13 protein-coding genes are annotated in these 14756 nt (G+C 67.5%); 7 read left to right on the top strand and 6 right to left on the bottom strand.

The window, feature by feature from the left end; genetic code table 11:
* Positions 1 to 31: 31 nt before the first annotated feature.
* The gene (locus IBX22_RS21485; RefSeq protein ID WP_194817295.1) at positions 32 to 508 is read left to right on the top strand and encodes a hotdog fold domain-containing protein; all 477 of its coding nucleotides are present in this window, start codon (positions 32 to 34) and stop codon (positions 506 to 508) included.
* Positions 509 to 640: 132 nt separating this feature from the next.
* A complete protein-coding gene (locus IBX22_RS21480) occupies positions 641 to 1840 on the top strand; it encodes a lycopene cyclase family protein (RefSeq protein ID WP_194817294.1) in 1200 nt (399 codons plus the stop codon).
* 38 nt (positions 1841 to 1878) lie between these two features.
* Here the strand turns inward: IBX22_RS21480 and IBX22_RS21475 are convergent, their stop codons facing one another.
* From IBX22_RS21475 to IBX22_RS21465, 3 genes are read right to left on the bottom strand one after another with little or no spacing between them, the layout of a single operon-like run.
* Positions 1879 to 2742: an ABC transporter permease gene (locus tag IBX22_RS21475; RefSeq protein WP_194817293.1), complete on the bottom strand. Its 864-nt coding sequence runs from the start codon at positions 2740 to 2742 to the stop codon at positions 1879 to 1881.
* Positions 2739 to 3563, bottom strand: coding sequence for an ABC transporter permease (locus IBX22_RS21470; RefSeq protein ID WP_194817292.1), 825 nt, complete (start codon positions 3561 to 3563; stop codon positions 2739 to 2741). Before IBX22_RS21470 ends, IBX22_RS21475 begins: the two co-directional genes overlap by 4 nt.
* Positions 3563 to 4564: an ATP-binding cassette domain-containing protein gene (locus IBX22_RS21465; RefSeq protein ID WP_194817291.1), complete on the bottom strand. Its 1002-nt coding sequence runs from the start codon at positions 4562 to 4564 to the stop codon at positions 3563 to 3565. Before IBX22_RS21465 ends, IBX22_RS21470 begins: the two co-directional genes overlap by 1 nt.
* Positions 4565 to 4838: 274 nt before the next feature.
* On the opposite strand from IBX22_RS21465, the gene IBX22_RS21460 reads away from it, so the two are divergent.
* The 3 genes from IBX22_RS21460 (at position 4839) to IBX22_RS21450 (ending at position 9093) form a co-directional block, all read left to right on the top strand.
* Positions 4839 to 6356, top strand: coding sequence for an aldehyde dehydrogenase family protein (locus tag IBX22_RS21460; RefSeq protein WP_194817290.1), 1518 nt, complete (start codon positions 4839 to 4841; stop codon positions 6354 to 6356).
* A gap of 126 nt (positions 6357 to 6482) precedes the next feature.
* A complete protein-coding gene (locus IBX22_RS21455; RefSeq protein ID WP_194817289.1) occupies positions 6483 to 8087 on the top strand; it encodes a lipase family protein in 1605 nt (534 codons plus the stop codon).
* 7 nt (positions 8088 to 8094) lie between these two features.
* Positions 8095 to 9093: a hypothetical protein gene (locus IBX22_RS21450; RefSeq protein WP_194817288.1), complete on the top strand. Its 999-nt coding sequence runs from the start codon at positions 8095 to 8097 to the stop codon at positions 9091 to 9093.
* Here the strand turns inward: IBX22_RS21450 and IBX22_RS21445 are convergent.
* Positions 9046 to 10296, bottom strand: a complete 1251-nt coding sequence (locus IBX22_RS21445; protein ID WP_194817287.1) for a TetR/AcrR family transcriptional regulator — start codon at positions 10294 to 10296, stop codon at positions 9046 to 9048. The two genes, IBX22_RS21450 and IBX22_RS21445, sit on opposite strands and share 48 nt — an antisense overlap.
* Before the next feature lie 132 nt (positions 10297 to 10428).
* On the opposite strand from IBX22_RS21445, the gene IBX22_RS21440 reads away from it, so the two are divergent.
* Positions 10429 to 11229, top strand: coding sequence for an enoyl-CoA hydratase-related protein (locus IBX22_RS21440; RefSeq protein ID WP_194817286.1), 801 nt, complete (start codon positions 10429 to 10431; stop codon positions 11227 to 11229).
* A gap of 66 nt (positions 11230 to 11295) precedes the next feature.
* Positions 11296 to 12324 (top strand): SDR family oxidoreductase, encoded by a 1029-nt coding sequence (locus tag IBX22_RS21435; RefSeq protein ID WP_194817285.1) that lies wholly within the window; start codon positions 11296 to 11298, stop codon positions 12322 to 12324.
* Here IBX22_RS21435 and IBX22_RS21430 read toward each other — a convergent pair.
* Positions 12321 to 13568 carry an Nramp family divalent metal transporter gene (locus tag IBX22_RS21430; RefSeq protein ID WP_194817284.1) on the bottom strand — a complete coding sequence of 416 codons (1248 nt, stop codon included), beginning with the start codon at positions 13566 to 13568 and terminating at the stop codon, positions 12321 to 12323. The two genes, IBX22_RS21435 and IBX22_RS21430, sit on opposite strands and share 4 nt — an antisense overlap.
* A 100-nt stretch (positions 13569 to 13668) precedes the next feature.
* Positions 13669 to 14661, bottom strand: a complete 993-nt coding sequence (locus tag IBX22_RS21425) for an alpha/beta hydrolase family protein (protein ID WP_194817845.1) — start codon at positions 14659 to 14661, stop codon at positions 13669 to 13671.
* Positions 14662 to 14756 lie beyond the last annotated feature (95 nt).

Here is a 14756-nt window from a genome sequence, read left to right as displayed (position 1 = left end):
CTTTGAACTGACTCTTGAGTAAGATACGGGCATGACCAAGGAAACCGCCACTTATCGCGGCTGGAAGAAGCTGCCGGACAACCGGCTGGGCCACACGCTGTTCTCGCTGGGGATGGTGGCGCGGGTGCCGTATTTCGGCACGGTGCTGCCGAGTGTGGTGCGGCTGGAGCCGGGGCTGTGTGAGGTGACCTCGCCGAAGTGGTTCGGGATTCACAATCATCTCGGGACGTTCCATGCGATCGCGGCGTGCAATCTGGCCGAGGTGGCGATGGGGATGCTGAGCGAGGCGACGGTGCCCGCCACCCACCGCTGGATCCCGAAAGCGATGAATGTGCAGTACCTGGCGAAGGCGGAAACCGGGCTGCGAGCGGTAGCGAAGCTGCCGGAGGTTCCGGATTTCACGCAGATCACCGAGGGCACGAACATCGTCGTCCCGATTTCAGTGTTCGACAAACACGGGCTCGAGGTCGTGCACGCCGAGATCACCACCTGGGTCACCCCCAAGTAAGGCCGACTTCAAGATCATCAGGGATTCCTGGCGGCGTTTGCCGAGTAGGGCGCGCCACCAGGGCCTGATGATCTTGATAACTCGGGCGGCAGGTTGTTGCCAGTGGGCGCGCGAAGCGGATTGAATGCAGGTATGAGTGGCAGCGTGGGCGGGGAATTCGATCTGTGCGTGGTCGGGCTGGGCCCGACCGGCCGGGCGCTGGCACACCGGGCTATGCGGGCTGGGTTTCGGGTGGCGGCGATAGATCCGCGGCCGGAGCGGTTGTGGCCGGAGACGTTTTCCTGCTGGATCGACGAGCTGCCTGAGTGGCTCCCTTCCACTGCCATCGCCCAGCGCATCGAGGCGCCGGTGGTGTGGACCAAGACCGCGCACCGGATTCCGCGCCCGTACTGCGTGTTGTCCAAGCCGGGGCTGCGGGCGGCACTCCCCCTCGACGACGCCACCGTCATCACCGGCCGCGCGGCGCGCGTCGAGGCCCGCGAGGTCGAGCTGCAGGATGGCACAATCCTCAGGGCCGCAACGGTTTTCGACACTCGCGGCCTGCCGACGCTGGGTAAGCGCCGGGCCGCGAGCGCGCACGGGATTTTCGTCTCCGCCGAGACCGCCGCGCCGATGATCGCCGAGGGCGAAGGGCTGCTATTGGATTGGCGGCCGGAGAACGGCGCGGGGCCGGACGAGCCACCGTCGTTCCTCTATTCGGTGCCGCTGGGCGACGGCACGGTGATCTTCGAGGAGACCAGCCTCGGCCTGCGCGGCGGTATGCCGCAACACGAGCTACGCAGACGCACGCTGAATCGTCTTGCCGCGCACGGCATCCGCATCAAAGGCACCGAGCCCAGCGAGGCCGCGCACTATCCGATCGATCAGGCGCCGCCGAAGAAGGGTGTGGCGCAGGCGATTCCGTTCGGCTCCCGGGGCGGGATGATGCATCCCTGTACTGGATACAGCGTTGCCGATTCGCTAGCCCTGATCGACACCGCGATCGAAGCACTGCAAACCGGCCGTGATCCGATCGAAGCGCTCTGGCCATGGCGCGCCCGCCTCGTCTACTGGATGCGCATGCGCGGGCTGTGGGGCCTGGGCCGCCTGACCACCGATCAGGCCATCGCCATGTTCGAGGCGTTCTTCACCGAATCCGACCGTGGACAACGCGCGCTGCTCTCGGCGCACGACGACTACACCGCACTCGGCGCGGTTCTGTTCAACACCGTCGCGCACACCTGGCCGTTCCGCTGGCGCTACGACCTCGTCGGCTGGACCAACCGCGACCGCTGGGTCGACTTCGACTTCACCTCAGCGGCAGAGCAAGATTCCGCACTGCGCTCAGGATGACAGCGGCGGACCACTTGTCACCCTGAGCGCCGGCGAAATCAGGCGCCGGTCTGAGCCGCGCGCTGGTAGCCGCGGATAGCGGGCCAGCCGAACAGCAGGATCAGCCCGAACGTCCAGGCGATCGTCTTCCACAGAGCATCGGCGACCGGGCCGCCGTAGGACAGCCCGCGCATCGCGTCGATGGCACAGCTCATCGGCTGGTTCTCGACGACACCCTGCAACCAGATCGGGTACGCCATCTTCGGCACGAACCCGGTGTTGAAGAACATCAGGAGGGTGTTCACGATGCTCACCAGGCTGACCAGCATGACGCCCTCGGTGACGGTCGCCAGCGCGGTGACGAGCACGGCGAAACCGACACCGAACAGCACCGGCAGCGCGATCAAAGCCAGGCCCGCGACCCAGCCCTGATCGAACCGGAAGCCGAGCAGCATCCCGACCAGCAGCACGAACACCGTGGTGATGAGGACGCGCACCGCTTCGGCGAGGATCCGTCCGGTCAAGCCGGCGGCCCGGTGCACGGGCATGGTCCAGAACCGGCCGAGCAGACCGGTGGCCTTCTCGGTCTTGAAGCCGAGCGCGCTGACCACCGCGCCGGACATGGCCGCCACCAGCGTGATCATCGCGACCTGACCGTAAATGGCGGGTTTGCCGGTGGCACTGGTGATCGAATTGCCGAGCACCACATCGAACATCAGCAGGGTCAGCGCCGGGTAGATGAGGGTCTGAATGGTGGTCGCGGGGTCGCGCGCCCAGCCGAACAGCAGCCGCTTGCATTGCAGCAGGCTGTGCGACATCAGCGTCGCCAGTGCGTTTTCCGACGGTGTCGCCACCTCGGGCAACGCCGTCCAGTGCTCCGTCTCGATCGCCGGCGGCGCCTCGGTGGTCCCCAAAGAACTCATGACCGCCTCACACTCGCCCAGATCGCAAACGGAATGAACACAAAGGCCAGGCCGACCAGCCAGATCAGCGGCACCCACAGCTCCTGCAAGGTGACACCATGCTCGGCCATCGCCCGCATCGCACCGGACCACTGCGAGATCGGCTGGTTGCGCGCGAACGGCTGGATCCATTCGGGAAAACTGCTTTCCGGCACGAACCCGGTGGACAGCATGCCGAAGATCAGGGTCGGCAAGGTCAGCGCCTGGCTCAGCGATTCGGGGCTCTTGGTGAGCGAGCCGAGCCCGTCGGCGCCGATCGCGAGCACGGTGCCGACCGCCAAGGCGAAACCGCAGAACAGCGCGGCCTGCCAGAACCCGGACAGGAATCGGAAACCGATCATGTGCCCGAACAGGATCGCCGCGATCAGCGATGTGACCGAGCGGATCAGGCCCGCGGAGATCCGCGCGGAGAATGGTACGAGGATGCCGATCGGCATGGTCTGCAGGCGGGTACTCAAACCCGTCAACGCCTCGAAAGCCGCGAGCTGCGCGTTCGACATCATGGTGAAGGCCATGGTCTGCAGCACGATCACCGCCATGACGAACTGCTCGTAGTTGATGCCCTGGAACTGCATCACGAACTTCAGCGGCAGATAGAAACCGACGGTGAACACCAGCGGCGTCACGAAGGCGACGATCAGTTCGCCCTTGGTCGCCATGGTCCACACGATGCGGCCGGTCAATGCGCGCCACTGCGCGAAGGACGACGGCTTGGCCGTGGGGAGCTGCGCGAACAGCACTGCCGGATCGGTCTCGAAACCGGTCTGTTCAGTCGTTGTCACTACTTGCCGCCCGAATGCCCGGTGAGCGACAGGAACACGTCGTCCAGCGACGGCCGGCGCAACCCGATGTCGGCGAGGTCGACGCCCACGTAGTCCAGGCGCCGCAGCGCCTCGGCCAGCGTGGTCGCGCCGTCGGGCGCGGGGAAGGAGATCCGATCGGAGGAACCGAGATCGGCCAGCACCGCGGCGGGCACCAGATCACCCAGCGCGTCGGCGGCGGTCTGCAGCCGGCTCGGATCCAGCGGCACCACCTCGCAGTAGCTGCCGCCCGTCTTCTCCTTGAGCTCGTCGGCGGTGCCCTCGGCGATCACCGTGCCCTTGTCGATGACGATGATGTTGTCGCTCAGTACGTCGGCTTCTTCGAGGTACTGCGTGGTCAGCAGCACCGTGATGCCCTGGGACTTGAGCACCTCGACCAGATCCCAGACGCCCTGGCGGCTGCGTGGATCCAGGCCGGTGGTGGGTTCGTCGAGGAACACCACCTCGGGCCGGACCACCAGGCCGCAGGCGATGTCGACGCGGCGGCGCATACCGCCGGAATAGTTGCGCACCGACCGGCGGCCCGCGCTGACCAGGTCGAACTGCTCGAGCAGATCGTCGGCGCGCTTGCGGGCGGCGGACTTGCGCAGGCCCATCAGGCGGCCGAACAGTTCCAGGTTCTCGCGGCCGGAGAGGTTCTCGTCCAGGGCGGCGTACTGGCCGGTCATCATGATCGAGCGGCGCACCCCGGCCGGATCCTCGTTGACGTCGTGACCGGCGACGACGGCGGTGCCGGAGTCGGGGGTCAGCAGCGTCGACAGGATCTTGACCATGGTGGTCTTGCCCGCGCCGTTGGGACCGAGAATGCCGAGCACGCTGGCTTTTTCCGCGGTGAAGCTGATGCCCTGCAGGGCATGGACGTCCCCGAAGGACTTGCGCACGTCCTTGACGAGGACCGTCGTCTCGCGTTCCGGCCCGCCGGGGGTATCCACGTGCGATTCTGGCTTGGTCAAGCTCGGCATCAACTCTCCACTATCGGCGGGGCGGCAAGGCGTCTCCGGAGGAGATCCGTCCCAATGGGCGTGATGTTACCGGCTGGGTGAAACCGGCCGCGGCGCCAGCGCTGTACCCAGTTCCGCTTCGGGTTAAGTGTGTTGTTGCTCACAGCTGCCGAATTCCATTGGCGCAATTCGGAATCGGCGCTGGTCGGGCCACCAAGGGCAGTGCGGTGGCGGCGGCAGCGCCTTGTCGGGCCGCGAACACGCCCATACCCTGCAATTCAGGGAGGTGAGACCAATGGCCGAGTCTGCGCAGTCACGAGTGGCGGGGCATCGGGGTGGCTCGAATGTGCTGACCTCATACGACCCCCGCACGGGTGAAATCGTCGGAAACTACGCGGTGATGGGGCACGGCGAACTCAACCGCACCGTCCGCTCGGCCCGCGCCGCCGAGAAGTGGTGGGCCGGTCTGGGTTTCGGCAGCCGCAAACGCTGGCTGCTGGATTGGAAACGCAGCATCGCCAGGCAGGCCGGCGACCTGGTGGACATCGTCTGCGAGGAAACCGGGAAGCCCGAGGCGGACGCGGCCATCGAGGTGATGCTCGCGGTGGAAACCCTGGATTGGGCCGCCCGCAACGCCGCCCGCGTCCTGGATCGCCGCAAGCTCGGCTCCACCTGGCTCACCCGCAACCAGCACGCCTCGGTCGGTTACCTGCCGCTCGGCGTGATCGGCGTCCTCGGTTCCTGGAACAATCCGGTCTTCACACCCATGGGGTCGATCGCCTACGCCATGGCCGCCGGCAACGCGGTGGTGTTCAAACCGCACGAGCTGACCACCGGCGTCGGCGTGTGGCTGGCCGAGAGCTGGAGCAAACTGGCGCCGAGCCAGCCGGTGCTGCAGGCCGTCACCGGCGAGAAGGGCACCACGAACGCGCTGTGCCGGGCCAAGCTCGACAAGATCGCCTATGCCGGCTCGGATCCCGGTGCCCGCGAGGTGATTTCGCTCTGCGCCCAGACCATGACGCCGGTGGTCATCGAACGCGGCGGCAAGGGCACCATGGTCGTGCACGTCGACGCCAAACTGGACGATGCCGCCGAGGCCGCCGTCTTCGGCGCGATGGCGAACGCGGGGCAGAACCCCACCGGCATCCAGCGCGCCTATGTCGCCGATTCGGTGTACGACAGCTTCCTGGAGCTGGTCATCGAGCAGGCGCGCAAGCTGCGCCCCGGCGCGGACAAACGGGCCAGCTATGGGCCGATGATCCTGGAATCGCAGGTCGACGTGGTGCGCAAACAGGTGCGCGATGCCCTGGCGCGCGGCGGCAAAGCCGTTGTCGGCGGGCTGGACTCGTTCCGGGAGCCCTATATCGAGCCGATCGTGCTGGCCGAGGTACCGGAGGAAAGCGTCGCGGTCACCGGTGAGGCGTGCGGTCCGGTGCTGGTGGTGAACCGGGTGCCGTCGATGGAGGAAGCCGCCCGGCGGATCAATGCCACCGGCAACGGCGTCGCGGTGTCGGTCTTCACCCGGGACGTGGCGACCGTGCCCGGTTTCGCGGAACGGTTGCGGGTCGGGGTGGTGACCATCAATTCGTCCAGCCTCTACGCCGGGATACCGGCGCTGCCCTTCGGCGGGCTCGGCGAGTACGGGCAGGGGCACAGCCATGGTGACCAGGGCTTACGCGAATTCAGCCGGACGCTGTCGATCGCGCGCAAGCGCTACCGCGCGCCGGTGAACCTGTCGACCTTCGACCGGCAGGGACGTCATCTGCGTATGGCGCGCACCATGTTTCGCATCCGGCACGCGCGTCGCACCTGAGCCGCGCCGCGGCGGTGACGCGCCGCGATTCGGCCATTTCACATCCCGACCAGTCGGTCTCCTCTAGGCTCGAAGCCAGCTCGTCCCGCACCTGATCGGTCAGTTTCTGGCACATCGGAGGTCGGCGTGACTTCAGTACTCGATTGCTCGGATCTCGACAACGGCACCCTGCTCACCGTCGACCCGCTACCGCGAGAGCTGTGGCCGGAAGGCACCGAACAGGGCTACCGCATCGAATACGTCGCCTCCAATTTCAGTGGCGGAAAGCGCGCGGTCGGCGGCTCCGTCTTCGTCCCGGAATCCGGCTCCGCGGGCGCGCCTGTCCTCACCTGGGCGCATTGCACCGTGGGCAGCAACGAGCACAACGCGCCCTCCAAGGTCGGACTGATCCCGGAAGAGCGCAAGCACCTGAGACATTGGCTGGCCGCCGGATTCGTCGTCGCCGCTACCGATTACGAGGGTCTGGGCACGAAGGAACCGCACCCCTACCTCGATGGCGAGGCCATCGCCGACGACATCATCGACATGGCGCGGGCCGTGCACGGCATGGACCTCGGCGTCGACAACCGCACCATCATCGGCGGCTTCTCCCAGGGCGGCCACGGCTCCTTGTTCGCCGCGGCGATCTGCACGGCTTACGCGCCGGAACTGGATCTGCGCGGCACGGTGTCGCTGGCCCCGCCGGTCCGCTTCCTGGAATTCGTGCGGCCCTACACCGAAGACGGCAATGGCTCCGTGCACGCGCTCGTCCCCACCATCCTTGCCGGACTACACACCCGGCGACCGGAATTCGACGCCGGACCCCAGCTCAGCCCGACCGGCCGCACGCTGATCGACGCGGCGTTGCGGAAATCCATGAAGGACCTGGACGAACTGTGCTGCGCCACCACCAACGACCAGGCGGGGGTCACCGGCATCGCGGCCTGGCAACCGCTCATCGACGCCTTGGACTCGACGAGCCCCCCGGTGACCAAGTACGACCGGCCGATCTTCCTGTGCGCGGGCGGAGCGGACCCGGTCTTCACTTCGCATCAGGGCAGCGAATTCTCGAAAGAACTCGCCGAGTGTGGTACGGACATCACGTTCCAGGACTTCGAAACACTGGACCACTTCGGGTTGCTGGAGCCGGCGGCGCACAGCGCGACCCGCTGGGCCACCGAGCTGATCAGCGCGCCACGCACCGCGGTCACCGAGGCGGATGAGCAGGTCAGCGACCAAGATATTCGCTTCCGGATCCTCGACGCCACGGGTGACGGCCGGATCGGCCCGGACGATTTCCGCGCCCACGCGCTGCGGCTGGTGCAGAGCTTCGGGCATCCGCTCGGCGACCCGATCGCGGTGCGGGTGCGCGCGGGCTACGAGCAGCTGGCCCGGCAACTGATCCAGCATTACGACAGCGACGGCGATGGGCACATCGATCTGACCGAGTTCCTCGCACCCGAGGCCCGCGCTGTTCCGGCGCAGTTGACCGAGTGTGTCCGCGAACTCGTCGCCGCCGTCATGGAGCTCATCGACACCGACGCCGACGGGCACATCTCGCGCTCGCGCTTCCATGCGGTGACGCACGGTCTGGATATCGCCGACACCGAGTCCGACGAGATCTTCGACCTGACCGACACCGATGGCAGCGGTTTCATCCTCGCGGAAGAGCTGGCCGCCAGCGTCATCCACTTCCTCACCGGCGACGACCCGCGATCACCTGGATACTGGCTGTTCGGCCGGTCGAAGTGAATCCACGATGACACAGTGGACCCACCTGGTCGACGCGTGCCCGATCGCGCCGGAACTGTGGCCGGCCGGAGCAGGGAGCGGCTATCGCATTCGCTATCACGACGACGGCCGGATCAGCTCCGGGTCGCTATTTCTACCGTCACCGGACCGGGCACCGGCCAGCATGCCGCTCCTGACCTGGGCGCACTGCTTCGTCGGACTGGATCACCACAACGCACCCTCGCTGCGCGGCCTGCCCGGCATCGAGCTGAAATTCCTATCTCGTTGGCTGGCAGCAGGATTCGCGATAGCGGCGGCCGATTACAAAGGTCTCGACGGCTGCGGCCTCAACCCGTTTCCCGGTGCGCGCCAGATCGCCTCCGACATCATCGCCATCTGCCCGGCCGCGCGAGAACTCGACGAACGAATCGAAAAGACCGTGGTAGCAGCAGGATTCTGTCAGGGCGGCGTGGCGGCCCTGCACACCTCGCATCCCGGGCCGGAACTGAACTACAAGGGCGCCATAGCCCTCGCTCCCCCGGACTACCTCTCCTACTTCAGCATGGTCACCCGCGATGCCGAGCTACCCGCCGACGCGTTCATCCTCGCGTTGCTGGCCGGCGTGCGCATCAGCGATGAGCGCTTTCATCCCGAAGAGTTCCTCACCCGCAAGGGAGCCGAGCTACTCGAGGCCATTACGCCGCTGTCGGTGCCGGAGATGCGTCAGCTCTTGACGCCCTACACCGTCGGAGATCTCGGCGCGCAGCGGCTGACGCTGCGGAAACCGGTGGCCGCCGCACTCTCGCACTGCCAGCGCATCCCGTCGGTAACCGCCAAGTCGTTGCTGGTGTGCACGGTCGGCGCGGATCCGCTGGCGCCCCGCACCGCCGCCCAGCACTACTGCGAGGAATTGACCAGGCGGGGTGCCGAGGTCACACACCGGTCGTACACCACCGGCGGGCACATGGACATCCTGAATCTAGCGGCCGCTGACGCGATCGACTGGGCCGTCGAACGCGCCGTCTGACAGCAGCACGGCTTCCATCAGCCTGCTGACCCGCGCCAATTGCTCCGGGCGGGAATCGAATCGGACCAGCCGGCCGACATCGATGACCTGGCCGATGGCCGCGTGCACCCGGAACCGGGCTTCCACCGGATCGCCGTCGAGCAGGTTCGCCCACTCCAGCACGTTCTGGCGCTGGATGGCGCGCAGCTTGTGCTGTTCGGCCTGCGGCAGATTCGAGAATTCCGCGTAGTAGACCGGCATGATCTCCGGCATCGCGAAGGTCAGCTTGGCCTGCCGTTCGGCGATGCGGCGCACCGCGTCGGGACGGCTCGTGGCTTCGGCGAGCGCCTCGGTGATGGCCATGGCGACGCGGTCGCCGGTGCGGTAGAACGCGGCGGCCAGCAGGTCGGCCTTGCTGGTGAAGTACCGGTAGACGCTGGAGGCGTTGATGCCGACGGCCGCGCCGATCTCCTCGATGCTGGCCTCGTGGTAGCCCTGCCGGCCGAAGATCCGGATCGCCTCGGTGAGGAGCTGTTCGCGTTTCGAGGTGACCGGCAGGCCGCGCACGGCGGGGCCCGGATCGGGTTCGGGTGGGGCGGGCGGCAATTCGACGCGCAGCACGGCCCAGGCCATATCGTGCAGCAGCGGGAGCATGCGGGCGCCGGACAGCGCGGTGCGGTGCGCGGAGATGCTGGCGACGGCGCTGAGTACCGCGGCGGCGCGCATCGCGACATCCGCGGGCGGGTCCTGCGGCCGGAGCAGCGCGATCGGCGCGGCGAGGGTGGCGTTGAGGTCCTCGTAGATCTTCCGGATCCGGATCCGGTCGTCGCGCTCCAGGTAGCGGCGTTCCCAGCGGTAGAGCCCGGCCTCGCGGCGGATCTCGATGGTGTGTTCGGCGATCGCGCGGATCAGCGCGTCCAGACGCTCGGTCGGCGGCAGCTGCGCATCGTCGGCGGCGAGGGCGACCTTCAGCAGATGCTTGGCGCCCTCTTCCGCGGCCGCGACCAGCAGCGCGTACTTGTTGGTGAAGTGCCGGTACAGCGCGGGCCCGGAGATGCCGACCTCGGCCGCGATCTCGTCGACGCCCACGGGGTAGTAACCGCGTTCGCTGAAAGCCCGCGCGGCGGCCCGGATGATCTGTACTTTGCGGTCCTTGGGACGACGGCGAACGGTGGTGGCAGGCTGCGCAGGCGCGAGGTCTACCTCGCTGCGATCCGCCACCATGTACCTCTCCCGTTCTGCGGCGGCACTGCTTGTTGACAGCGCCGGACAAGTGCACCTAAGTTAACCACAATTCGCAAAGTTAACCACTATTCATGGCCGCGAGCCCGTTGAATGCCAGACCAGGAGCACAGAATGAGTAATCCGGATTCCAACCGACCGGCGGGTTTCTCAGCGGTCCACGACGGCAAGATCCTGCGCCTCACCCTGACCAAGCCCAAGCGCAAGAACGCCATCGACTACGACACCATGCTCGCGCTCGGTGACGCGGTTTCGGCCGCCGCCGCGGACCGCTCGGTCCGGGTAATCGTGCTGACCGGCGAGGGTGGCGACTTCTGCACCGGCGCCGACCTGGCCTCCGGCCCGGAGGAGGCGGCGCGCGGCATCACCTCCGACATGGTGATGGACGCGGCCAACCGCCTGGTGAAGGCCATCGTGGACGCGCCGGTGCCGGTGATCGCCCGGATCAAGGGCGCGGCCGCCGGTGTCGGCGTTGGCATGGCGCTGGCCGCGGACCTGGTCTACGCGAGCGAGGACTCCTACCTGCTGCTGGCGTTCATCAACATCGGCCTGATGCCCGACGGCGGCGCCGCCGCCATGGTCGCCGCGGCGGCGGGCCGTCCGCTGGCCGCCGAGATGGCGTTGCTCGGGGAGCGGCTGCCCGCCCCGGCCGCCAAGCAGGCCGGGCTGTTCACCGCGGTCGTCGGCGCAGACGAGCTGGACGCGAAGGTCGAAGCCGCCGCCGCGAAGATCGCCGCCGGTCCGCGTCGCGCGCTGGAGCTCACCAAGCAGGCGCTCAACGCGGCCACCCTCAGTGCGCTCGACACCGCGCTGGCAGCCGAGAAGGCCGGGCAGAGCGAGCTTTTGCAGTCCCCCGACTTCATCGAAGGCGCGACCGCGATGCTGACCAAGCGCAAGCCGGTCTTCCAGGATTGAGCCGCGCCGCGCCCAAGTCCGGCCTAGAAGCGCTAAGCGGCGAGCCGCGGACTATGTTGAACGGCTATGGCTTACCTGGTTACCGGCGCAACTGGGTTCATCGGTCGATTTTTCATCCCTGAGCTGCTGAAGCGTCAGGGCGATATCCATGTCCTGATCCGGCCCGGCATCGACTCCGAGGACCGGTACGCCGCCTGCGCGCGGGAGTGGGGCGCGGGCGATCGAGTGCGGCCGGTGCGCGGTGACCTCGGTCAGCCGAAGCTCGGGATCGACGCGAGCTGGCTGGCCGAGCATCGCGGATCCATCGAGCATGTCGTGCATTTGGCCGTCGGCTTCGACGCGGTCGAGCCGGGCGGCGGCACCCGCAATGTGGTGGCCGCCGCCGAGGATCTGAAAGCCGGGCTGCTGCATCACGTCTCGACGGTGGAGGTGGCGGGCAAGAAGTGCGAGGGGCTGTTCACCGAGGAGATGTTCGAGGTCGGCCAGGTGCTGCCCACGCCGGTACTGCAGGCCAAGTTCGACGCCGAGAAGATCGTGCGCGAATCCACGCTGCCGTGGCGGATCTACCGGCCCTCCATCGTGATCGGGCACTCCGAGACCGGGGAGATGGACCGGATCGACGGGCCGTACTACTTCTTCCGATCGTTGCGGATGGCCGCGCAGCTGCCGCGGCTGCTGCCGGTGATCGCGCCGAAGCTCGGCGAAACCAATATGGTTCCGGTCGACTACGTGGCCCGCGCGCTGGACCACATCGCGCACCACCCGGGCGCGCATTCGACCACCTACCACCTGGTCGACCCGCGCCGGTTCCGCGCCGCCGAAGCGCTGAACCTATTCGCCGACGAGGCCGGAGCGCCGCACCTGGTCGAGGTGATGCCCAAGCCCACCTTGGCCATGACGCTGCGGGTGCCCGGCGCGAACTGGCTGCTCCCCCGGGTCGGCGTGCCGCTGGAGGTCTTGGAGCACAGCGAGTTCAGCTGCCGGTTCGACTGCCGCAACACCACCGAGGCGCTGGCGGGCACCGATATCAAGGTGCCGCCGCTGGACGCCTACGCGGCGCGGATCTGGAAGTACTGGATCGAGAACTGGGTCTAAGCGCCCGTGACCGTCAGGTAGATCAGCACCACGTTGAGCACGCTGATGATGGCCGCTACCAGCCAAGCCAACCCGGTGGTGACACGGTGGTTGACGTCCGCGCCCATGAGCCCGCGGTCGCTGGTGAAGCGCACCAGGGGAATCAGCGCGAACGGGATGCCGAAGGACAGCACCACCTGCGAAATGATCAGCGCGCGCGTCGGATCGATGCCCGCGGCGAGGATCACGATCGCGGGGATAAGGGTGATCAACCGGCGCAACAGCAGCGGAATCCGGCGCTGGATCAGGCCTTCCATGATCATCGCTCCGGCGTAGGCGCCGACCGAGGTGGAGGCCAGGCCGGAGGCGAGCAGGCCGATCGCGAGCAGCAGCGCGGCGACGGGCCCCAGCACATCCTGGACCGCTGCGTGCGCGCCTTCGAGGGTGTCGACGTTCTCGCGGCCGCGCAGCGTGTTGGCGGCCATCAGCAGCATGGACAGGTTGACCGTACCCGCGAGCACCATCGCCAGTCCCACATCGACTTTGGTGGCCTTGAGCAGCCGCACCCGCAGCGGGCCGCGTTCCGGGCTGCCGTGCCGGTCGCGCGCCAGACCCGAGTGCAGATACACCGCGTGCGGCATGACGGTCGCGCCGATCATGGCCGCCGCAAGCAGGACGCTCTCCGCGCCGTCGAATTTCGGCACCAGGCCGCCGATGGTGTCGCTAGCCGAAGGCGGTGAGATCACGACGCTGGCCAGGAATCCCACCGCGATGATGGCGAGCATGCCCGTGATCACACGCTCGAAGGGCCGCTGCCCGCGCCGGTCCTGAACCAGCAACAACACCATCGACACCGCGCCGGTGATCAACCCGCCGACCACCAGCGGCAGTCCGAACAGCAGCTTCAGCGCGATCGCCCCACCGACCACCTCGGCCAGATCGGTGGCCATCGCGACGGTCTCGGCCTGCCCCCAGTACGCCAGGCGCACCGGCCGGTTCGCCTTGTCCCGCACCGCTTCCGGCAGCGACATGCCGGTGACCAACCCGAGCTTCGCGGACAGGAACTGCACCAGCCCCGCCATCACGTTCGCCATCACGATGACCCACACCAGCAGGTACCCGAATTCGGCGCCCGCGCTGATATTGGACGCGACGTTGCCGGGATCCACATAGGCGATGGCGGCCACGAACGCGGGGCCGAGCAGCGCGAAGAACGAACGCGCACGCCGCGCGGTCGACTCCGGCGCACCGAGGGTTGTACTCACGGAACACAATTTTACGGGTAACCGAACTTTGCGTTCAGCTAGCCCCGACAAAACAAACCGCCCTGGTCACGAGGGGTGACCAGGGCGGCGTGCGGGAAACTCAGAGGCCGAGACCCCGGGCCAGCACCGGCCAGGACTGGTGCAGATCGTCCTGCCAGTAGCCCCACGAGTGGGTGCCGGAGCCGCGGAAGTTGAACGTCGCCGGGATGCCCAGCTCGTTCAGCTTGGTCTGCATGTTGCGGGTGCAGTAGTTGGTGCCCGCCTCGATGATGCCGCCGATCAGCAGCTGGTTGCCCAGGCCGTAGGAGCCGGGCAGGGCGTAGGGGCCGTCGAGGGTGTCGTACGGGCCGGGCAGGCCGTTGCCGGTGGAGAGGTAGAGCTCCACTCCGCGCAGACCCTCCGCGTTCACGTACGGGTCGTTGCGCTTCCACTCCTCGGAACCCTGCGGGCCCCACATGTTCTCGGTGTCGCCGCCGCCCCAGACCTCGACCGTGAGCCGGACGAACTCGGCGCCGACCGGATCGGAGGTCTGCGCGCAGCCGCTGTAGGCCGCGGCCGCCTTGTACAGGCCGGGCTTGGCGATCGGCAGCGCGAGCACGGTGGTGCCGGAGGTGGACAGGCCGGCGATCGCGTTCACGCCGTTGGTGCCCAGCGCGCCGTCGATCAGCGGGGGCAGTTCCTCGGTGAAGAACGTGGTCCACTTGTTGCGGCCCAGCGTCGGGTCGTCCTTGATCCAGTCGGTGTAGTAGCTCCACTTGCCGCCGATGGGCTGCACGACGTTGACGTTCTTGTCGCCGAGGAATTTCAGCGCGTCGGTCTTGGCGTTCCAGGAGGCCTGGTCCTCGCCGCCGCCGGCGCCGTTGAGCAGGTACAGGGTCGGGCGCGGCACCGAGGCGTCGGCCGGGCGCTGCACGTCGACCGGGAAGGTCTCGTCCATCGCCGCGGAGTAGACGTGCAGGCGGATGCTGCGCGAATCCTTGATCTCGGCCTTGGTGATCTTCGAACCGTCGGGCGCGACCGGGTTGGCCAGCAGCGACTTGTTGTCGATCACCGGGTCGGCGGCCGAAGCCGGTGACGCGCCGAGTCCGGTCATGACGCCCGCCAGTAAGGCGGAGGCCGCGAATATCACCGTGGCCCGGGAGCCACGACGCCGGTTCTGACGACGAATCACAGTGCACCTACTTTTCT

It is taken from the genome of Nocardia sp. XZ_19_385, assembly GCF_015355755.1.
In the GTDB taxonomy this organism is placed as follows: domain Bacteria; phylum Actinomycetota; class Actinomycetes; order Mycobacteriales; family Mycobacteriaceae; genus Nocardia.
Note: the sequence above shows the minus strand (reverse complement) of the source record. Positions and strands in the feature narration are given on the sequence as shown.